The organism is Helicobacter saguini, assembly GCF_000762875.2.
Taxonomy (GTDB): Bacteria; Campylobacterota; Campylobacteria; order Campylobacterales; family Helicobacteraceae; genus Helicobacter_A; species Helicobacter_A saguini.
Window position 1 is genome coordinate 45,397 of the sequence record NZ_JRMP02000014.1, and the last position, 22,026, is coordinate 67,422.

The window sequence follows — 22,026 nt, forward strand, 5'->3', positions numbered from 1 at the left end:
ACTTTTTTTCCAAAATTTTTAAAAAATGTTTTTTTTTTTTTGTATTTGCTATTTATTAAATATACATAAAATGTATTTAATCTTTTTTAGTTATCTATAAAAGAATTTTATATTTTACAAGGACATAACAATGAGAAAATTTTTAAGTTGTGTAGCATTAAGTGCTATTTTACAAAGTGTTGTGTATGCTGAGAGTGAGCAAAGTGGTTTATTTATAGGTGCTAGTGTGGGTGCTAATATTTTAGATTTTTCCGCTTATGATAATGGCAGAAAAATTAGCAGCCAAAGTGAAGTAAAAACTACTTATAGCATAGGTGTAAAATTTGGCTATAACTATTTTTTTACTGAAATGTTAGGTTTAAGAGGGTATTTATCCTATGATTTTGATGGAATTATAGTGCCTAGTGTTGTCTTTGCAGATGCTCCTTATGCAAAAGATATAATGTATCATAATGTAGGTTTAAATGTTGATTTCATGGTTAACTTTTTAAATATGGATTATTTTTCTATGGGTGCATTTGTTGGGTTTAATCTGGGATATGCAATGGCTTCATTTACAAACAAAACTATGAATGAGCAAATGCAACAAATGGCAGATTATAATGGTTTTAATATACCTATTAATGTTGGTATTTCTGTAACACTTAATAGTCAACATAAGCTTGAGTTAGGAGCGAAGATACAAACACTAGCGGCAGGATATACAAGCAAGACGGATAGAACAAGTACCTTTCTTTTTAAGCCCTACATAATAACATTAGGATATTCATATATTTTTTAAAATATTGCGTTTTTTTTGATGGCGGTGGAATGTTATGGCGAAGCGGTGGGCTTCATCGCGTAATTTTTGCAAAAATTGCAGCCGTTTGTCGCTCTCGCTTAAACGCACCTCCAAGTCGCTACTACGCAGGGTGTCTTTGGCGCGACCTTTGGCGCGATAGGCTTTGGCGTCTCGTTTTTCTTTGGCGATGGCTAGCACCTCGACATTCGCGCCCACAGATTCTAAGATTTCTTTTGCCAAGTTGATTTGCGCTTTTCCGCCATCAAGTAGCCACAGATTTGGCGGCGGCTCTTTGCTAAAACTTGCGGCACGGCGACTTAGCATCTCGCGCATTTGGCTGTATTCATCCTTTCCTTGCAAGTTGTAATGTCGATACTTTTCCTTGCAAAAGTTATTATTTTCATAACTTATCATCGCCCCAACGCAAAAACTCCCACTATGATGGCTCGTATCAAACACCTCGATACTATCAATGTCTTGCTTAAGATTAAAAAGCTCTTTAATCTCGTGTAGCACGGCATTTTCAAGGCGATTTATTTTATAGTGATTTTCTAGCAAATTTTGCGCGTTAAGATTTGCAAGTTGGGCTAATTTTAGCTTATTTCCTTTCTTTGGAAACACGAGCCGCTCAGCAATCTCAGGGATAGAATCTTGCAGGGTTTGGAAATTTTTTTCACTAATATTTGCGATAATTATTTCATTGCTAAGGCTTTCATCTTGCAAAATCTTAAGTAGGGCCTGGGTGTAAATCTCGCATTCAAATTCTTGCGTTAAGTTAGAAAAATTAGAATTAGATTCTATAAAATGTTGGCTTTTTTGTAAGTTAGATTCTACACTAATAGGGTGGTGGGTGGGCGATATATTATTAGATTCTATATTTTCTAGCTTTTTAGAATCTTGCAAGTTAGATTCTAAATTTTCGTTATTTTTTATAGAATCTATATTGTTAGATTCTATAACTTTTTTAGAATCTAGTTCTAAATTTTCTAAGTTTTCTTTGGAATCTAAGTTTTTAGATTCCAAATTAGTAAATTCAGTGTTTTTATAGAATCTAGATTCTATATTCTCTAACTTTTTAGAATCTTCTTTTGATACGCCGATATTTGCACGCACAAAAATATGATAACTACTTGCCACCTTACCATCACGCACAAAAAGTTTCAGCAAAATCCCACCCTTTTGCCCATAAATAAAGCTCAAAACCTCCGCATTATAGCCATTTTTCAAATCAATCACGCTAAAATGCTCAATTTCTTTCAACACCGCAAGGCTATTTTTACACGCCAAAGCCTGTTCAAAAAGCTCATTTTGCGCGTATTCAAGCATTTTAGATTCTAAAACCTTAAGCATTTTTGCCTTATTTTGCATTAAATTTAAGGCATTTTGCACGTAATTTGCATACTTTTCACGTGTTGCAGAATCTTTATATTCACACACGCCAAGGCACTTATTTAGCTGAAAATAAAGGCAAGTTTTTTTTCCTTTTAAGCAACTGCTTTCCTGCACGAGCGGAAACATTTCATAAATGCTACTTAGAATCTCCTTAGCACCCTTTGGATACGGACCAAAATATAGGACATTTTTTGTCTTTTTTATCACACGCGTAATGCTAAATCGCGGAAAATCATCGCCCAGATTTATCGTAATATAGGGATAAGTCTTATCATCGCGAAGCAAAATATTATACTTTGGATTTTGCGTTTTTATAAAGGAATTTTCCAAAATGAGCGCTTCTTTCTCATTATCGACTATAATTGTGTGAATGCTTGAGATTTGTCGCACCATTTGCTGGATTCTAAGGCTATTTTTTGGATTTGGCAGGATTTCATAAGTTATGATTTTTGTAACTTTTTCTTGTGATTTGTTAGAATCTAAGCCGCTAGATTCTACAAAACTTTCAATTTCTATAATTTTAAAATAAGTTTTTATCCGTTTTTTCAAATTTTTTGCTTTGCCAACATAGAGCAATTTATGATTGCTATCATAGTATTGATACACGCCCGGCAGGTTTGGCGCGTTATCAATCTGGGCTTTTAAATCGCTAAAATTTTCCACATTTTTCCCTTAAAAATAAAACAAGATTCTATAAAATTTAGTTAAATTAATAAAGTTTTTTGATAAAATAACCTTTTGCGTTAACGGAGTATAGCGCAGCCTGATAGCGCGCACCCTTGGGGTGGGTGAGGTCGTGGGTTTGAATCCCGCTACTCCGACCATTTTTTAACTAAAAAGTTTTTATTTAAATAATAATTTTGCAAAAATTTACAATTGAATATACTTTATATAAAAAATATTTAAACTACATTTTGAATTTTAATGTTATTTGTTAGGTTTTGTTTATTTAGGAGTAACACATTTAAATATTTAGCTTTTTAAATTTTTTATCAGGGTAAAACACCCAAAAATTAAAAAGATAACAAAACCTCCAAGTTTTGTAATCATTCAATATTAGATTTTACCCCTCAAAAAGTTCGGTTGATAGGTATCGTTCGCCTGTGTCATTTAGCATTGTTAGAATGTTGTGATTTGGGTAGCGTTTTGCTAGCACTTTTGCGGCGTGCAAGTTCGCACCACTTGAGATTCCAACTAGGACTCCTTCTTTTTTAGCGACTTCTCTAGCCATATTAAAGGCATCTTCATTTTCCACCTTGATAATCTCGCTATACACGTTAGTATCTAAAATCGGTGGGACAAATCCAGCGCCGATTCCTTGAATCTTATGCGGACTTGGCTGACCGCCACTCAATACAGGCGATGCAGCAGGCTCAACGGCTACTACCAAAGTCTTAGGATTATGCTCTTTTAACACGCTTCCTACACCTGTCAAACTCCCGCCAGTGCCTACACCAGCGACAAAAATATCCACCTTTGTATTGCCAAAAGATTTTAGAATCTCTTTTGCAGTCGTTTCTTTGTGGATTCTAACATTTGCTTCATTTTCAAATTGCTTTAAGATTATAGAATCTTTTGTAGATTCATTAATTTCTCTTGCGCGCTCTAACGCACCTTTCATCCCCTTTGCAGGTTCTGTCAATTCTAATTTCGCACCCAAAGCAGCCATTACTTTTCGTCTCTCAATGCTCATTGAGCTAGGCATTACAATGGTTAATTTTAAGCCCAAAGCCGCGCACACTCCAGCCAAACCGATACCTGTGTTACCACTTGTCGCTTCGATAATTAGCGTATTTTGCGTGATTTTCCCACTTTTTAGCCCATCTTGCACCATTGCAAAGGCGATTCTATCCTTAATCGACCCATTTGGCTCCATAAACTCGCATTTCCCAAAAATATTCGCCCCAAACTTACTAGAAAGCTTATTTAGCTTTATTATCGGTGTGTTGCCAATCAATTCTGTTACATTTTGTGCTATCATGATTAATTCTCCATATTTGAAATGTGTAGCTAAGCACTTTCTTAAAAAGTTTAAGCTAAAATTATTATACCAACTAAAAGTAAATTTTAGTTAATTTTATAACTCTTTAAAGGAGCGATGTGATGAATTTAGAACATTTTATAGCAAAATATAACGAATTAGCTAACGAGAGAAAATCTCAAGCTATACCACCCCTAGCTTTAGATGTATCCCAAACTACATCTGCAATTGAGATTCTAAACTCAAGTAAGTTTAGCGATGGTGACAAGGATTTCTGCAAAGATTTGTTAGTAAATCGAGTGAATCCGGGCGTGGATGATTCCGCAAAAATCAAGGCTGAGTTTTTAGGCAAGATTGCAAAGGGCGAGATAAAGTGCGATAAATTTGCCCCACAAGAAGCAGTCAAATACTTAGGCACAATGCTAGGTGGCTACAATGTCCCATATTTGTTAGAATCTTTAAGCTCTAGCAATGATGAAGTGGCAGCTGAAGCGGTTCGCGCGTTAAAGCATACATTATTAGTATATGATGCGTTTGAAAAAATCGCTGATATGAGTAAAGATTCTAAAGATTCTAAGGTAGCAAGTCGCGCTAAAGAAATTATAGAATCTTGGGCTAATGCAGAGTGGTTTTTGGCTAAAAAAGAATTGCCAAAAGAAATCAAACTAGCCGTTTTAAAAATAGATGGTGAGACAAACACAGATGATTTAAGCCCGGCTAGTGATGCCTTTACTAGAAGTGATATTCCACTTCACGCAAAAGCAATGCTAAAAAGTCGCGTAGATAATTATGAGTCGCGTTTAGATTCTATAAAAAAGATAGCGGCTCAAAATGACGCACACGTGGTATATGTCGGCGATGTAGTTGGCACAGGTAGTAGTCGTAAGTCGGCGTGTAATTCTATCGTGTGGCACTTTGGAGATTCTATACCTTATATACCAAATAAGAAAAGTGGCGGATTTGTTATCGGTAGCATTATCGCGCCGATTTTCTTTGCGACTTGTGAAGATAGCGGCTGTCTGCCTGTGGTGGCGAATGTGGATAAACTCAAAGAGGGCGATATAATCATTTTGAAACCACACGATGGGCAGATTGTGAAAAATGGCGAAGTTGTTAGCACTTTTACACTTAGTCCAAATACAATATTTGATGAAATCCGCGCTGGTGGGCGAATACCGCTAATTATCGGGCGTGGGCTAACTAATAAGGCTAGGAAATTCTTAGGATTAGGGGAGAGCGAAATATTTGCAAAACCAAAACAACCAGCACAAAGTAACAAAGGCTACACACTAGCGCAAAAAATGGTAGGTGTGGCTTGTGGAAAAGAAGGCGTTAGAGCAGGGGAATACTGCGAACCAAAGGCTACAACCGTAGGCAGTCAAGATACCACAGGCGCGATGACAAGGGATGAAGTAAAAGAATTAGCAAGTTTGAGTTACAGCGCTGACTTTGTAATGCAAAGCTTTTGCCACACAGCCGCATATCCAAAACCAGCGGATATTAGCTTGCAAGCGACATTGCCTAACTTTATGACTACACGCGGCGGCGTGGCATTGCGTCCTAAAGATGGCGTGATACACTCTTGGCTAAATAGATTCTGTCTTCCTGATACCGTAGGCACAGGGGGCGACTCACATACAAGATTCCCTATCGGTATTAGCTTCCCAGCTGGTAGCGGACTAGTCGCATTTGCCGCTGTTACAGGCTCTATGCCGCTAAATATGCCAGAATCTGTCCTAGTGCGATTTAAGGGCAAGATGAATCCGGGCATAACATTGCGTGATTTGGTAAATGCTATTCCATATTATGCGATTAAAAAGGGCTTGCTAACCGTGCCAAAGCAAAATAAAAAGAATATTTTTAGTGGAAAAGTTCTAGAAATCGAAGGTTTGGAAGATATAAAAGTAGAACAAGCCTTTGAACTAAGTGATGCTAGTGCTGAGCGAAGTGCGGCGGCTTGCACCATAGCACTTAATAAAGAGCCTATAATTGAATACTTAGAATCTAATATCGCATTAATCGAAGCGATGATAAAAGATGGCTATCAAAACGCTGAAACCCTGGCACGTAGGGCAAAGCGAATGCGTGAGTGGATAAATAATCCTGTGCTTTTGAAAGCTGATAAGGACGCTGAATATGCTGCGGTAATTGAAATTGACTTGAGCGAAATAAAAGAGCCGATTTTAGCGTGTCCAAATGACCCAGATGATGTGGCAACCTTAGGCGAGATACTAGCAGATTCTAAACGACCAAAGCATATTGATGAAGTTTTTATCGGTAGCTGTATGACAAATATCGGGCATTTTAGGGCATTTGGCGAGATTATGAAAAATGAGGGGCAAAGTGCAACACGCACGTGGCTAGTGCCGCCAACGAAAATGGATTCTAAAAAGCTAAGTGATGAAGGGTATTTTAGCCTTTTTGGTGCGGCAGGAGCGCGTATTGAAGTGCCAGGATGTAGTCTATGTATGGGAAATCAGGCACGTGTAAAAGATAATGCGGTTGTGTTCTCCACATCAACTAGAAACTTTGATAATAGAATGGGCAAAGGCGCTCAAGTGTATTTAGGAAGTGCCGAGCTAGGCGCAGTGTGTGCGAAATTAGGGCGACTACCTAGTGTAGAAGAATACTTGCAAATAGTCCCACAAAAACTAGGAGAAAACACAAGCAAAGTCTATCGCTACCTAGAATTTGACAAAATCAAAGACTTCGCCCTATAGAATCTTTATAGAATCTATGGAATCTAAGGGCTTTAAAATGAAAAAATTAAGTGGATTATACGCAATTAGCGATAGCAAACTTAGCCCAGATTCTAAGATTTTTTCTTATTTAGATTCTGCAATTAAGGGCGGTGTTAGCATTTTTCAATATCGCAATAAAGATTCTAAAGATAGTCAAATACGCGGTTTAGTTAGCGATTTACAGGGCTTTTGTGATGAAAAAAATGTGCTTTTTGTGCTAAATGATAGGCGTGAGTTAGCGTTAGATTTGAATGTAAGTGCAGTGCATTTAGGTAAAGAAGAAGTAGCTGATTTTACACATTTTAGGGAATCTTTTAAGGGAATCATAGGCGTTAGTTGCTATAATGATTTAAATCTTGCTTTGCATTTTGAGAATCTAAAAGCAGATTATGTTGCCTTTGGTGGTATGTTTAAGTCAAAAATTAAGCCAAATGCTGTAAATTGCAATCTTGATATTTTGCGAAAGGCAAAAGAGATTCTAAAAATCCCTATTTGTGCTATCGGTGGAATAGATTCTAACAACATCCATTTACTAAAAAATGCCGACATGATAGCGGTAATCTCAAGCCTTTGGAATCTAGATTCTAAAGATTCCATAGAATCTAACATAGAATCTAAAATCACACAAAACGCAAGGAATTTACTAAAAAATTTTAAATCCTAAAAATCTACTTTAAAAAAGAATCAAGGATTGTGTTGTGTAGGACTGGGTCAAATTCATATATTTTGTATTCGGCTACATGATTTTGGACAAAGGGGTCTGCTTTACTAAAGGCAGTAGCGCAGTTTATACACTCAAATTTACCTATGATTAAGCCGCCATCTTTTGGATTTCTAGGACCTGAAGCGAGTAAAAAGCCTTCCTTATATCCTTCGCTTAAGTAGCTTCTGTGTGCATTTAAATTCTCTTCTATCTTTTCAATCGGTGCGGTGTAATTTACTAACATTACAAATAATTTCATGACTTCTCCTTTACATTTAATCAATAAATTATATATTCAAAATACAAAAATATAGTAAATTTGTAACTATCACTTGCAATAAATTTATAAAATTTATAATAAAAATATAAAAAATGTGTATTTTAGGATAGAATCTATTTTTAATTTTTGCGTATTTTATTTCACACACAAAGGAGTAAAACATGGCAGATTCTAAACAAGATTCTAAAACGCAAGATTCTAATAAAACCACAGAATCTAACGGCAGTAAAAAGCCCATTAGTGCTAAGCAGAGCATAAAAGAGAGTAGCGCGAAAGCCCTTGCTTCACGTCATATCGGTAAGCTGGAGTTTAATTTTCCTATTATCCCTACGCTTGTGTGCCTTGCTATCGGGTTTTTCTTTTGGTTTAGCACGCCGCCTGGCGATGCGGTCGTGATGGTAAATGGCGAGGAAAAGCTAATTAAGGGCATAAGTCAAGATGGCTGGCGATTGCTTGGAATCTTTATTGCGACAATTTTGGCGATTATTCTTAAGATTATGCCTATCGGTGCGTTAAGCATTGTGGCGATTTCTATTGTGGCGGTAACTTGTGTAACTGCGCCTACTATGAAAGCTAGTATGACAAATAGTTTGAGCGGATTCCATGAGAGCCTTATTTGGCTTATTGCTGTGGCGGTAATGATTTCGCGTGGTATCATTAAGACAGGCTTAGGGCGACGTGTGGGCTTTTTCTTTATCTCGCTTTTTGGGCGAAAAACGTTAGGTATTGCGTATTCAATCGTTATTAGTGAGCTTATTTTAGCACCTGTAACGCCGTCAAATACCGCGCGTGGCGGGGGCATTGTCCATCCTATTATGCGTTCTATCTCGCATAGCTTTGGCTCTGACCCGGAGAATAATACGCAAAATCGCATCGGTCGCTATCTCGCGTTAGTGAATTTCGAGGCAAATCCTATCACTTCTGGTATGTTTATCACCGCGACTGCGCCTAATCCGCTGGTTGTCAATCTTGTCGCTGATGTGACAGGGGGCGATTTTCACATTACTTGGGGGCAGTGGGCTGTGGCAATGCTTTTGCCTAGCCTTGTGGCGTTGTTTTTAATGCCGCTTGTGGTGTGGTTTTTCTATCCGCCTGAGATAAAAGATACGCATAATGCAAAGCAACTAGCAAAAAGCGAACTAGCAAAAATGGGCAAAATGACGCATTTAGAAAAGGTAATGCTTGGAATCTTTGGCATTATGCTGCTGCTTTGGGCTGGTGTGACGGATTTAATCGGTATTAAGATGGACCCTGCGGCGGTGGCGTTTATCGGGCTGTCGCTCTCTTTGCTGGCTGGGATTTTGACGTGGCAGGATTGCTTGAGTGAAAAGAGTGCGTGGGATACGCTTGTGTGGTTTAGCGCGCTTGTGATGATGGCTACTTTCCTTAATAAATTAGGCGTGATTGCTTATGTCGCGCAACATTTGGAAGTGGGCATTCGTGGGCTAGGCTTAAGCTGGTTTTGGGCGTGTTTGCTTTTAACGTTGATATATTTGTATTTACATTATTTCTTCGCTTCGACTACGGCACACGTAGCAGCGATGTTTGCGGCGTTTTATGGCGTGGGCATTGCACTTGGTGCGCCACCTATGCTTTATGCCTTAATGCTTGCTGCGGCTGGTAACATTATGATGAGTCTTACGCACTATGCCACAGGGACTGCCCCGGTAATCTTTGGGTCTGGCTATATCACAATCGGTGAGTGGTGGAAAATGGGCTTTATTATGAGCGTGGTAAATATCATAATCTTCGCCATATTCGGCTCAATTTGGTGGAAGATTCTGGGGTATTATTAGAATCTAGATTCTATATAAGGATAGAATCTATTATCATTTTAAAAACATAAACGGAGAGAGTTTGAAATATTCGCTAGTAGTTTTGATATTTTTTAGTGTGTTTTTTAGTGCTTGTTCTAAGTATAGTGAGCAAGTTAAACGTGAGTATGATGGGCATTTTTACACGCATTTATATAAGACACTGCATACTGCTAAAAAAGATAAGGATAACGACAGATTGCTTTGGGAGATGCAGTCTAGCTTTCTTACATTTAGCTATTTTGGTCCATATTTTGCCTTTGATGATTTGGAAAAGGCTGAGAATATTTTTAAGGTTTATGAGTCACAAGGGATTTTATCTGGCATAGGGGCAAATGTCGCGGCAAGTCTAAGCAATGATTTGGCTATGCCATATCGTGGGTATATTTTTGAGGGGGCACTTTTAAATTATTACGAAGCTTTGGCGTATTCAAGTGTAGGCGATGACCAAAATGCAAGGATTAGATTCAATCGCGCTAATGATAGGCAAAGACGCGCAAAAGATTATTACGCAAAAGAGATAAAAAAGGCTCACGATGAAGCGGTGGAACAAGCTAATAAAGAAAAAGAAAATGACGCGTATGCGAAAAATACAAGCGATGCAAATATCGATAGAATCTTAAATGAAAAATACTCAAATTTGCGTAATTTCGCAGCGTATCAAAACCTTATAAACCCCGCTATTCCTTATGTTTCTGGAATCTATTTTATGATAGTAGATGATTATCCAAAGGCACAAGATTTACTTAAAGAAGCCTATGGAATCTCAAGAGCTAAAATCGCAGCACAAGATATGCAGATTCTAGAATCTAGAAAGGGTAGAAAAGATTTTGATAAATATACGTGGATAATTATTGAAGATGGGAACTTGGCTCGTAAAAGCCCAATAGAATTATCCATACCGCTAATTATGGGAAGTGGGATGAATGCGGTGAATTTCGCCTTGCCGACTTTGGATGAAGGTAGAAAAAATTTCTATAACTACCGCGTAAATGAGTATAATGCGGATTTAATTAGCGATATGTCGGCACTTTTTGCTAGTGAGTTTGAGAAGCATTTATCAAGCATTATCACACGCGCAATTATCGGTATGATAGTAAAATCACTGATTACAGAATCTATGAATCAAATGGGCACTTATGGGCAGCTTGCTGGGCTTGTTACAAGTCTAGCGTTTAGTGCTACAAATGCGGCTGATACTCGCTCTAGTATTGTCCTGCCAGATTCTGTATATATCGCACGTGTGCCAAACAGCCAAAGTCAAATACAAGTCTTTGGGGATAATAGAGAGATTCTAAATATGCAGATAGATTTTAGCTGTGATAGTTTGAAAAATCGAATGATGGGCGGCATTGAGTTTAATAAATTGATAGAATCTAAACCAAATGATTTAAAAGGACGTATTGCAATCTTTGCAAAATATGACTATGATAACAAAGTATGTGCTAGTAGCGATAATATCGTGTATGTGCGGGTGCGCGATGGCACGATAACACATTTTATACTAAAAGGAGATTAGATGTTTAAATATGTAGGTAGTGGAATTTTAAGCGTGGTCTTAAGCGTTGGCTTTGTTGCTTGCGGCGGTAAAGTGGAGTATGTGGATAACGCACAAAGTAGCGAATTTACAAGCACAGGCATTGACTATCACGATATAGAATCTGCGGTGGCAAAATCTGTGCAAAGTCTGCTAAATAGCGAGTATGTGCTGGATTTAGATTCTAAAAAAGTGGTCGCTATTTCGGATGTAATAAATGATACGATGCAGCAAGTGGATGTGCAGGATTTAACAATGAAAATAACTCGCGCAATGCGAAAGTCTGGCAAGTTTGAGCTGACAAGTGCGATAAGTGGTAGTGGTGGAATGACTGATAATATGATAAATAAGGCTAGAAACTTGCGTGAAAATGATGAGTTTAATCAATACACAACGCAGGAAAAAGGCACATTAGTCGCGCCAAGCTTGTCACTGCAAGGTAAGATTGTGCAGAAAAATACAAGGGTGAAAAATAAACAAAGGGTTGATTATAACTTTTTACTTGTGCTAACTGACCTTAAAACCGGCGTGGTAAAGTGGGATGAAAGCACGCATATTATAAAAGTCGCCCCAAATAGTAAGGTTAGCTGGTAGGTTTTAGATTCTAAAATTTATAGAATCTAAAATGATTTTAGGATTATATATGGAATCTAAAAGCCTAAAACTTACAAATTTTATAATAAAACCTCTTTTGATATTATTAATATCATATATTTTTTTGAATAAAGTAAATGCACTTAGCTGTCATGAAGATGTCAATTACTGCACGGATGTGCGTGTGGGTGGTGGTATACATTATGATTCATTGAAAATATTAAATATTGATTTTCAAAATACAGGAGTGTTTTTTAATGCTTTGGGTAGTATTTATTGGAAAAATGCTATGTATTTTGGGATGGAGGTAGTTTTTGGTATTGGATACTCGCATATAAATGGCTCTCTAAATCACACAATAAATGCAAATGGTATGCAAAATCAAACGCCCTATAACACGCAAAATAACGCAAATGATATAGCTATAAAAATACAAGGCGTTTATGAAATGGGCGCTGCAATTGGCAAACTTACAAATCCACTTATTCTAACATTGAATCTTACAATTGATGGGCATGGTCTAGGTTCGCATTTTAGGGATAAGAAGCTTAATTCTGGCTTTGGATTTTTAGGTTTTGGTGTATTTTTTAGGCAGAGTATTACTAATGATATTATTTTAGAATATAAACTTGTTTATGGTTACAATATCCTTAATACACACAGAAGTTATTTTTTTAACACATCAAACAATAATGGTAATGGCGGACATAGAATCGAAGGAAGTCTAGCATTGCTTTCAAAACGAAATGGAATAGGAAATAAAAAATTTAATTTTTATACGCGTTTAAAGGGCGTGTGGCAAAGGATTTATGGATATAATATTATGAGATATGATTCTAATTTGAATGTATATCCACAAAGCGATAATTTTATGGTAACGCTTGAGTTTGGTAGCACTATAAAATGGTGATATAGAATCTAAAACTCAACGCGTAGGGTTATCCAATAGTTTCGGCTAGGTAAGATTCTTTGATAGCGATTTATTACATTATTTGCGTTTGCCCCACCTATCACTAGATTATTACCACTGCCAGAGTAGCCTACTAAGTCTCCTAAGAAATCTACATCAAATAAGTTATTTACACTAAAGGTTATATAATATTTCTTAAATGCCTTGTAAGTTAGAGCAATATCTACTATTTGATAGTCTTTATAATACTGCCCAATTATCGCTTTTGTCTGGTCTAGTCGTCCTGCTTGTGTGCCTGTGGCTGTAGGCGTTGGCGTTTGGAATTTACCACTCCATCTTAAATACATATCAAATACATGATTTTCACTTAATGCAATATGATAACGTGGCGTAAGCGTAAAGCTATGTTTTGGGATAGAATTGACAGGCTTTCCTACCGGATTTTCCCCGACATTACCACTAGCTGAATAGCTTAGCACTTCTGTATATGTAAAGCCATAGTTTGCATCAAGGCTAAAGCCATATATAGGTTTTAGTTTAAAGCCTACTTCAGCCCCTGCCATTAGCGTCTTATCTAGGTTTCTATAAGTGCGACACACATTAGTAGAGCCTGTGCTACACATATCACCATCAAAGGGAATAGTCTCAATCTGGTCTCTAAAGTCTGTATAATATCCTGTAAGCGTAGCAAAAATATGCTCTGTATCAATAATGCTACCTACTTCATAGCTCCAGCTAGTCTCAGGACGTAAGTCTTTATTACCATATACATAAGTCGTTACGTCGTTAGAAGTAGATTCAGTGTGTCCTTCATACAAGTAGCTAAGATTTGGTGTGCGAACGCCACTTGCTACGCCCACTTTAAATGTTAGCCAAGAGAATGGATTATAATTAATATAGAATCTAGGGTTAGGAATATCCTTAAAAATATCACTATAATTATATCTAAGCCCCAAAGTCATACCGATATAATCATTAATATTCCATCCACCCTCTGCAAATACCGCAAATTGATTCATAGCTCTATCAAAGTTGCTACTTTTATTTTGGAATCTTTCATATAAATAATACACACCGCCATTTACTACTAGCTCACCAAATTTCCCAAATTCAAAAAGATTATTATACGTGCTTTGGAAAATCACATCTTTATTATCCCTTAAACTAGCCCAATTTATACTAGTCCCACTACTAGCGCCCACTGCTACACCTGCGTGTGGCGCCCAAAAAGTTTGACTATATTGCAAATATGTATTAATTCTCCCCCAATTATAATCAACATCATAATTTAAGATTCCATTAATCTTATAAAAATCTCTAATAGCCGTGATAGAAGCAGTCGAAGTATTAAGCGAACCTAAACGACCAAAATAGCCATCTAAATCTAAATATAACGTATTATTAGTATTTGGCGTGTATGTGAATCTTGCCCCTAAGTTTGCATTTTGAAAGCCTGTGGCTGACCAGCCTAAATATGGATTTGCCCTATTTGTGCCTGTTTGATTAGCCAAGATATATGCTGGTTTTAAAAAGGCATTTTGCTCACCATATTGATATTTACCGCGAAGATTCATTGAAAATTTATCTTTTACAATCGGGGCTGCCATATAGAAATTTACGCCATAGATATTACCAAATGTCTTGTGCTTTTCATGTAGCTTTGTTTCTAGCTGCACACTTGCGGTAAATTTTTGCGGATTTTTCTTTGTGATAATATTTATTACACCGCCCATCGCATCGCTACCATAAATAATACTAGCAGGTCCACGTATCACTTCTATTCGCTCTATCATACTTGCTGGTGGCATAAAGCTAGTATTAGCACTCATATCATTTTCATCAAAGCCTTGTGCTACATTCTGCCTTTTCCCATCAATTAGTATAAGTGTATAGCTAGAATCTAGCCCACGCATTGAAATCGTATTTGCCCCAGTCTTACTAGCCTCTACATATACGCCAGGAATATCTTGCACGGCATCGCCTACATCACGCACAGGTCGCTCTAAAATCTCCTCTTTTGGCACGACAGCGATACTTGCAGGGGCGTATTTTATATCCTGCGTATAACCACTAGCAGTGCTAACCGTCGTTGTAACTTTTTCTAGTTTGTATGTTTTTGCTTCGCTAGATTCTGTTTGTGGGACTTGCGTTGTTTGCTTTTTTGTGCTAGTAGATTCTATATTTTCGCTATTTATAGAATCTTTAGAATCTAAGTCATCTGCTAGGGCTACACTGCTGGTTAGTAACAGAGAGAGAGAGAGAACGTATTTTTGCGTATGATTCTTAGAATTGAATTAGATTCTATAGAATCTTTCAGTGTTGTATTTTTCATGCTCATTTCCTTTTAGATTAGATTAGTAAGAATTATTACCAAATTCTTAAAAGCGAAATTATAAAATTTTAAATATTAAATCTAGCTTAAATAGATTTTAATTTTTTAGATTTTATTCTAAATTTTAAAGAAAAACCTTGCAAGAAAAAATCACAAAAGAATATCATTTAAATGGAATCATAAGCTAGATTCTATAGAATCTATTGTATTAAAAGGGCGGTGGTTGGGCGATAGGATAGAATCTTTAGAATCTTTTTTAGAATCTACAAGATTAGATTCTATAGAATCTGTTTTATTCGTCATATTGAGCGATAGCGAAATATCTATGTTTGTATTCTTAGAATCTAATCTAAGATTTTACGGGCGCCCTTGCATAAAGATTCTATGTTGTGCGTGTGTTCGTTGTAGATAAATTGTGAATCAAATAGGTTTTTTGGTAGGTTTTGCGTGTGAAAGTTACCGATATAAAGGGCGTGGAGTTTGTTTTTGGAATCTTTTGAATTTTTGTTTTTAAATTCTATAAAATTTTTAGAATCTTTACAATCTTTTTAGATTCTATATTTTGACTTTTTAATTTTTGCAAGATTCTAAAGATTGTTTAGAATCTAATATAAAAAACAAAGATAGTTTGCTAGCGTCAAGTATGACGGATTTAGATTCTATACACAATATTTCTCAAAGATTTAAGTTAAATTTAATATTTATTTGCGTATAATTCTTATTTTTAAACTTTTAGCATAAGGAGAAATTGACTATGAAAAATGGTTTTATTATACAATCCAAGATTCTAAACAAAGCATTAGAATCTAAATTGCAAGATTCTAAACTAAAAGGCTTTATAGAATCTAAAACGTTAGAATCTAAAACAATAGAATCTAAGACGTTAGAATCTAAGACACTAGATTCTAAAACAATAGAATCTAAGCATATAGATTCTATAAAAACTAGGCTTTTTACTCACGCTAAAAATGCTAAAGATTCTATACTAAAAGGCATATATATATATATATATATATATATATCGATAGGCACTTTAGCCTTAGCAAATCCGCTAGATTCTAATACAACAGATTCTAATACAATAGATTCTAGCGCGACGCAAAATATAGAATCTACAACCACTACCACCGACACAACTGATGATAAGGAAGCCAAAAAAGCAAAAGGCTACAAGCTACAAGCCGTAACCACCACAGCAAAAGTTACATCCGCCACAGGATATGAGCAAAACTTGCGTGATGCCCCTGCTAGTATAAGTGTAATAACGCATGAAGAGATAATGAGCCGTCCTGTGCGAGATATAGGTGATATAGTGCAAGATGTCCCGGGCGTTTATACAGAATCTACTAAGGTAGGTGGAAATGAGATTAGGATGCGTGGGCTTGGCACTGCTTATACGCTTATCTTAATTGATGGGAAAAGGCAAAATATCGCACGTGGATTTGATGCGAATGGCTGGGCTGGGACATTTAGCGGCTTTATGCCCCCTGCATCTATGATAGAGCGAGTGGAAGTGATACGCGGACCTGCAAGTATTATCTATGGAAGTGATGCGATGGGTGGCGTTATCAATATTATCACAAAAAAGCACACTGATAAATTAACTATGGGCTTACAAGCAGACACAAAACTAGCGGAAAATCATAACGTATTTGGGAATCAATATGGTATAAATGGCTATATAAACGTCCCTATTATTAAAAAAATGCTAAGTATAAACTTGCGTGGTGGGTATAAATATGGAGAGCAAAATAGCTTTTTAAAACCACTTGGCTTACAAGCGTGTAGCTGGGCTACCACAAATGGCAATCGTGTTTGTAATATAGGACCGGCTAATTATACAAACCCTTATGCTACTTGGAGCTCTACTGGCTTTACAAATTGGAATGCGGGAGCAAGGATAAATTATACTCCTACTAGCAGTGATTATATCTATTTAGATTCTGAAGTGTATTTTGCACGCACTGGTAGTCTTAATACAAGTGGTAATCAAATCACTGCCATTAGAGATTTTTATAAAATAAATAATGTGCTAAATCATGAAGGAAGCTATGAGTGGGGACGCTTAACTAGCTATATACAATATTCGCAAACATTTTGGGGCGCACATAGTGGCGTGCCTATTGGCGGAACTAAGGGCGATAAAGTAAATTGGGGAAATGATGGCAATGGTAGGGATAATAAAAATATTATTTTTCAAACTACATACAACAAAGAATTTGAGCTTAATAAAATGGGGAATCTAATAATGAATGCTGGGCTTTATTATATGTGGGAGCAGCTAAGCGTATTTAGCACAACTGCGGCTAATCGCTCAATACGCGCCTTTAATCAATTTGCCTTTTTTATAGAATCTAATCAAAATTTCAATGAATTTTTTAGCACGACTTTAGGGCTTAGATATAACTTTAGCGATTTATTTAAGGCTATACCAAATCCTAGATTCTATGTAAATTATCACCCCTTTGATTTTTTAACACTAAAGGCTGGTATTGCAAGTGGTGTCTTAGTCCCACAGCTAAGTTATTTATACGAAGGCTTTACACCAAGCACAGATGGGCAAACTTATACGTATGGTAATAAAAATTTATTACCTGAGCAAAGCTGGAACTATGAGCTAAGTGCGATATATGAAGATAACTATGTGCAAGGCGTTTTGACAGGATATTACACAGATTTTAGAGACCAAGTAACAAGTTATAGCGAAACTACAAACTGCCCTGTGGCGACTTGTACATATTATGCAAATGTGGCTAAATCGCTAATGGCAGGGCTAGAAATGAGTGTAAAGATGAAGCCACTTTATGGCTTTAGCGCGGATTTTAACTATGGCTTTACATACACAGAAGTGCTAGAAGCAATCAATGCTGCTAATGCCTATCAAGTAGGAGAGCCTGTAAATAATATCCCAAGACATAATTTTATCTTTACACCAAAGTATCATTATGCTATAAATCAAAATCATATATTTGATATTTATTTGCGATGGAGCGGTAGATTCCAAACGCCTACAAGCCCAGCAAATACAAATGCTGCAAACTATAATGCCACTACACGTGCCGTGATAGGAAAATACTACAAAGACTATCAATTAGTAGATATAGGTATCACATATAATTTATATAAAAAATATGGCATCACTTTTACAATTAATAATCTTTTTGATGTGAATTTTTGGGACCCGATAATTTATACTAGCTATTCTACTAATGGTAGCGGTGCTAATCAAGTCGGTGCGTGGGTGGAACGTGGCGGCTATACAAATCAATATCAACGCATAATGCCATCTCGCAGCTACTGGATAAGCTTTAAAGTGGATTTTTAGAATCTAGATTCTATAAAACATTATTTTTTCAAAAAGGGCGGTCGGGCGGGCGATAGGAATTTGCGAAGCAAAATATAGAATCTAGATTCTATAAGATATTTTTCGCTATTAAAGGCTGGCAGGATGGAAATAGATAAAAAGAAAAATATTGTTAATTTAGATTCTTTTTTGCTTTCATAAAATGCCTAGTCGCCCACCCACCACCCTTTTATAATAGATAAAATCTAGATTCTATGTTTTATAAAATATGGTAGGTTGTGTTACTTAGATGTTTGAATCTAATCTAAGATTTTACGGGCATTTTTGCATAAAGATTCTATGTTGTGCGTGGATTGATTGTAGATAAATTGTGAATCAAATAGATTTTTTGGTAAATGTTGTGCGTTGAAATTACCGATATAAAGAGCATGAAGTTTGTTTTTAGAATCTTTATTTTTAGATTCTATAAACTTTTTAGAATCTTTGTTTGCAGATTCTATAAAATTTTTAGAATCTTGCGAATTTTTAGATTCTATAGAATCTTTAGAATTTGCGTTTTTAAAATATTTTGCAGTAGATGTTTCGCTTTGCGATTCAATATTGTGTATAGATTCTATAGATTCTATAAAATCTTTAGAATCTAAATTAGAATCTTGCCTATTTTCAAAAGCTTTTTTGCGTAATTTCGCAATAGATTCTATATTCCCCGGGCTAAAAATAAAATCGCTAATCATCAAAATATCCGCATTTTTAAGCTAAGATTCTAAACTTTTAAAGGTGTTGAAAATGCTTAAATTTATAGATTTATTTGGCTATTTTGGTGGGTTTCATTTGGCGTTAAATGAAGCTAGTAGCGAAATAGATTCTAAGAAAATAATAGAATCTAAAAAGATAAATATCAAAAAAGATTCTAAGATAGAATCTAAAAATATTGATTTTAATATAGATTCTAAAATAATTACAGAATCTAAAACTATTAAAAAAATAAATTCTAAAAATACTAATAAATTTATAGAATCTAAAAAGATAGATTCTGTAAATTCTATACAAAATAAAAAATATAATTTAGATTCTAAAAAAGTGGATTTTAGCAATAAAGATTCTAACAATATAGAATCTAAAAAAAATATAGAATCTAATATATCTTGCCTTTTTGCTAGTGAAATTGAATTGAATGCGCAAAAAACATATTCGCTAAATTTCCCTAAAACGCCCCTTTTTGGCGACATTACACTAACTCAAACGCAAGAAAAGATTCCAAAAGATTTTGATATTTTATGCGGTGGCTTTCCTTGTCAGGCTTTTAGCATTGCGGGGTATCAAAAAGGCTTTGAAGATACGCGCGGCACGTTATTTTTTGAAATTGCAAAAATTGCAAAAGAGCATAAACCAAAAGTCTTATTTTTAGAAAATGTTAAGAATCTAAAAAATCATAATAATGGCAAAACTTATGAAATTATAGAATCTACTTTGAAAAATCTAGGTTATGAAGTCTTTAGCGAGATTCTACACATTCTTAAGCTAAGATTCTATGTTTTAAAATATAGAATCTAATATTACAAATAAAGAAATATTATGAGTAAAAAACACGAGAATTACGAACTTTTAAATTTGCTAGGTTATGGATTAGCTAAGTTTGATAATGATTTTATAAAAGAGTTTAATTGCAAAAGTAAGCAAGAATTTTTTAATATTTTTGTGAAAGAAAATATCGTAAAAACCGCGTCTGTGGTGAAAAATAAAATGGATTTGTTTGATTATTTTTTCCCAAATAAACGGCGTGGCTGGTGGCAAAAAGGCAATGCCTATATCCATAGAAAAGAGCTAATTGATAGTCTTTATGGTAATTTAGATGTGCGAAATTATGCAAATATCGTAAAATTAGTGCTAAAAAATGAGTATAAAATCACGCTAGATTCTAAGGATTTTAAGCCTTCAGCGATTTTAGAATCTAAGTTTAAAAAAATGCAAAATACAGGGCTTGAAGCCGAGCTTTATTTTATGAAAAATTATAATCAAATTGATATTTTGCGTGATTTTAACCTAGAAGATGCAAGACTTTATGGCGATGGATACGACTTTTTTATGACAAATAAAGAAAGCGAATTTTTATGCGAAATTAAGGGCGTAAAAGAAAAAAGTGGCAATGTAAGATTAACGCAAAATGAATATCAAAAGGCAAGTAAATTTAAAGATGCTTATATGTTGGTGGTTGTTTTGAATTTGCGTGAAAACCCGCAATTTAGGGAGTATATAAACCCTTTAGAAAATCTAAACTTTAAAGAAAAAATCTTGCAGCAAAAAATCACAAAAGAATATCATTTAGATGGAATCATAAGCTAGATTCTATATTTTTTAGAATCAAACAAAGCTTAGAAACGATAGAATACAAGCCGCAAATAATATCTATGGTATAAAAGATTCTATATATCACATTATCGCAAGACGTGAAAATAAGCTTTTATTTTTTGAAAGCGATTATAAAAAAATCAATATAGATTCGTTAAGAAATATTAAGACTTCTAAGTCGTCTTTGCATTTTAGCGATGATTCAAATGAATATTTTTTTAATTTTTCAAAAAGCGTGTTGCAACGCAAATTTTACATTCCACAAAATGCCTTTGAAATTAATATAAAAATTATAGAAAATCCTTTTTTGTTGCTTTTAAGTCTAAAGGATAGAATCTTAAATGCAGATTCTATAAAAGAAAAAATAGCGGGTCGCGATTATGTGATTTTGCCACTTTATAGTGTGAAAAATGGTGTAAAAGAAGTGCCAAGCAAAAGTGGCTTAAATCAATGGAATGCAGGGGGTAGAGCTAGAAATTATGGCGAAGTGTATATTCAAATCCCAGCTTTTGTAAGAAATAATTTTCCTAATTTTTTCCCGCCACGTGATAGCACTTTTATACTAAAAACGCCAAATAATGAGAATCTAAATGTGAAAGTTTGCCAGCAAGATTCTAAAGCCTTGATGAGTAATCCAAATACCGCTTTATCTACGTGGCTTTTACAAACCGCATTAAATTTAAAAGTAGGCGAACTTGCCACTTACAAACATTTAGAAAACTTAGGCTTTGATAGCGTGATAGTTAGTAAAGATTCTAATGGAATCTATAGCATCGACATCGCTTCACTTGATAGCTATGATAAATTTGTAGGTAAGGTTAAGCAAAATTAAATTTTACTATGCGACTTTAGATTCCATTATAGCAATCCATCGCCTTTCACTTACATCGATTATCTCGGCATTGTGCGTTAGGGCTTCGCTATTATAGATTTCTATTTGGGCTTTTATGTTTTTGAGCGCCGCTTTTACTTCCTTATCTAGCGTAATATTTGGCACTTTTGCTTTTATAGAATCTAATTCAGCATTGCTAAATTTTAAACTAGATTCTATATCGATAAAATCCTTAGCCGCCGCCATATCTAGCAAGGTATCAAAGCTATCTTTACTTTTTAGCCGCGACACAATTAGTCGCATTATAAATCTATCATACAAGGCTTCTAGGCTATTTTTTCAAGCAGCCCATCACTTAGAATCTTCCTTAACTCCGCAATCCTACTCTTATAACTCACACCACTCATATTATTCCTTTTATAATTTTATAAACAAAAACTTCTTAATTTCGAAATTATATCAAAAAAATATTAGTT

19 protein-coding genes and 1 tRNA gene are annotated in these 22,026 nt (G+C 35.4%); 13 read left to right on the forward strand and 7 right to left on the reverse strand.

Going from position 1 to position 22,026, the window contains the following annotated elements:
• Positions 1-130: 130 nt before the first annotated feature.
• The gene (locus LS64_RS08745) at positions 131-781 is read left to right on the forward strand and encodes an outer membrane beta-barrel protein (RefSeq protein WP_081948378.1); all 651 of its coding nucleotides are present in this window, start codon (positions 131-133) and stop codon (positions 779-781) included.
• Here the strand turns inward: LS64_RS08745 and LS64_RS08750 are convergent.
• On the reverse strand, positions 767-2,836 hold the full coding sequence (locus tag LS64_RS08750; protein WP_052062650.1) for an excinuclease ABC subunit UvrC: 2,070 nt from the start codon (positions 2,834-2,836) through the stop codon (positions 767-769). The genes LS64_RS08745 and LS64_RS08750 overlap by 15 nt on opposite strands.
• An 84-nt stretch (positions 2,837-2,920) precedes the next feature.
• Here LS64_RS08750 and LS64_RS08755 point away from each other — a divergent pair.
• Positions 2,921-2,997, forward strand: a tRNA-Pro gene (locus LS64_RS08755).
• A 239-nt stretch (positions 2,998-3,236) separates the two neighbouring features.
• Here the strand turns inward: LS64_RS08755 and cysK are convergent.
• Positions 3,237-4,154, reverse strand: a complete 918-nt coding sequence (gene cysK, locus LS64_RS08760) for a cysteine synthase A (protein WP_034573292.1) — start codon at positions 4,152-4,154, stop codon at positions 3,237-3,239.
• 122 nt (positions 4,155-4,276) lie between these two features.
• On the opposite strand from cysK, the gene acnB reads away from it, so the two are divergent.
• Both acnB and LS64_RS08770 read left to right on the forward strand, forming a co-directional pair.
• Positions 4,277-6,874, forward strand: a complete 2,598-nt coding sequence (gene acnB, locus LS64_RS08765; RefSeq protein ID WP_034573290.1) for a bifunctional aconitate hydratase 2/2-methylisocitrate dehydratase — start codon at positions 4,277-4,279, stop codon at positions 6,872-6,874.
• Positions 6,846-7,559 (forward strand): thiamine phosphate synthase, encoded by a 714-nt coding sequence (locus LS64_RS08770; protein ID WP_237416407.1) that lies wholly within the window; start codon positions 6,846-6,848, stop codon positions 7,557-7,559. Before acnB ends, LS64_RS08770 begins: the two co-directional genes overlap by 29 nt.
• A 4-nt stretch (positions 7,560-7,563) precedes the next feature.
• Here LS64_RS08770 and LS64_RS08775 read toward each other — a convergent pair whose 3' ends face one another.
• Positions 7,564-7,857 (reverse strand): YciI family protein, encoded by a 294-nt coding sequence (locus LS64_RS08775; RefSeq protein ID WP_034573287.1) that lies wholly within the window; start codon positions 7,855-7,857, stop codon positions 7,564-7,566.
• Between the two features lie 182 nt (positions 7,858-8,039).
• Here LS64_RS08775 and LS64_RS08780 point away from each other — a divergent pair, with 182 nt between their 5' ends.
• The 4 genes from LS64_RS08780 (at position 8,040) to LS64_RS08795 (ending at position 12,733) form a co-directional block, all read left to right on the forward strand.
• Complete coding sequence (locus LS64_RS08780; protein WP_081948377.1) at positions 8,040-9,674, forward strand: DASS family sodium-coupled anion symporter; 1,635 nt, start codon at positions 8,040-8,042, stop codon at positions 9,672-9,674.
• 61 nt (positions 9,675-9,735) lie between these two features.
• Positions 9,736-11,211 (forward strand): COG3014 family protein, encoded by a 1,476-nt coding sequence (locus LS64_RS08785; RefSeq protein ID WP_237416231.1) that lies wholly within the window; start codon positions 9,736-9,738, stop codon positions 11,209-11,211.
• Positions 11,212-11,823, forward strand: coding sequence for a penicillin-binding protein activator LpoB (lpoB, locus tag LS64_RS08790; protein ID WP_034573284.1), 612 nt, complete (start codon positions 11,212-11,214; stop codon positions 11,821-11,823).
• A gap of 49 nt (positions 11,824-11,872) precedes the next feature.
• Positions 11,873-12,733 (forward strand): hypothetical protein, encoded by an 861-nt coding sequence (locus tag LS64_RS08795; protein ID WP_034573282.1) that lies wholly within the window; start codon positions 11,873-11,875, stop codon positions 12,731-12,733.
• Positions 12,734-12,741: 8 nt separating this feature from the next.
• Here the strand turns inward: LS64_RS08795 and LS64_RS08800 are convergent, their stop codons facing one another.
• Positions 12,742-14,787, reverse strand: coding sequence for a TonB-dependent receptor domain-containing protein (locus LS64_RS08800; protein ID WP_064773734.1), 2,046 nt, complete (start codon positions 14,785-14,787; stop codon positions 12,742-12,744).
• Positions 14,788-14,809: 22 nt separating this feature from the next.
• Here LS64_RS08800 and LS64_RS13340 point away from each other — a divergent pair, with 22 nt between their 5' ends.
• Positions 14,810-15,013 carry a hypothetical protein gene (locus tag LS64_RS13340; RefSeq protein ID WP_238699481.1) on the forward strand — a complete coding sequence of 68 codons (204 nt, stop codon included), beginning with the start codon at positions 14,810-14,812 and terminating at the stop codon, positions 15,011-15,013.
• Positions 15,014-15,242: 229 nt separating this feature from the next.
• Here the strand turns inward: LS64_RS13340 and LS64_RS13675 are convergent, their stop codons facing one another.
• Complete coding sequence (locus LS64_RS13675) at positions 15,243-15,368, reverse strand: hypothetical protein (protein WP_272916621.1); 126 nt, start codon at positions 15,366-15,368, stop codon at positions 15,243-15,245.
• Between the two features lie 451 nt (positions 15,369-15,819).
• On the opposite strand from LS64_RS13675, the gene LS64_RS08805 reads away from it, so the two are divergent.
• A complete protein-coding gene (locus tag LS64_RS08805; protein ID WP_118988395.1) occupies positions 15,820-18,390 on the forward strand; it encodes a TonB-dependent receptor domain-containing protein in 2,571 nt (856 codons plus the stop codon).
• 278 nt (positions 18,391-18,668) lie between these two features.
• On the opposite strand, the gene LS64_RS08810 is transcribed toward LS64_RS08805, so the two are convergent.
• On the reverse strand, positions 18,669-19,103 hold the full coding sequence (locus LS64_RS08810; protein ID WP_034573449.1) for a hypothetical protein: 435 nt from the start codon (positions 19,101-19,103) through the stop codon (positions 18,669-18,671).
• A 52-nt stretch (positions 19,104-19,155) separates the two neighbouring features.
• Between LS64_RS08810 and LS64_RS08815 the strand changes: the two genes are divergently transcribed.
• The 3 genes from LS64_RS08815 (at position 19,156) to LS64_RS08825 (ending at position 21,550) form a co-directional block, all read left to right on the forward strand.
• A complete protein-coding gene (locus LS64_RS08815; protein ID WP_081948386.1) occupies positions 19,156-19,923 on the forward strand; it encodes a DNA cytosine methyltransferase in 768 nt (255 codons plus the stop codon).
• 21 nt (positions 19,924-19,944) lie between these two features.
• On the forward strand, positions 19,945-20,712 hold the full coding sequence (locus tag LS64_RS08820) for a protein NO VEIN domain-containing protein (RefSeq protein ID WP_034573452.1): 768 nt from the start codon (positions 19,945-19,947) through the stop codon (positions 20,710-20,712).
• 190 nt (positions 20,713-20,902) lie between these two features.
• Entirely contained in the window at positions 20,903-21,550 is a 648-nt protein-coding gene (locus LS64_RS08825; RefSeq protein ID WP_052062664.1) for a restriction endonuclease PLD domain-containing protein, read from the forward strand.
• A gap of 6 nt (positions 21,551-21,556) precedes the next feature.
• Here the strand turns inward: LS64_RS08825 and LS64_RS08830 are convergent, their stop codons facing one another.
• The gene (locus LS64_RS08830) at positions 21,557-21,853 is read right to left on the reverse strand and encodes a hypothetical protein (RefSeq protein ID WP_034573455.1); all 297 of its coding nucleotides are present in this window, start codon (positions 21,851-21,853) and stop codon (positions 21,557-21,559) included.
• Positions 21,854-22,026 lie beyond the last annotated feature (173 nt).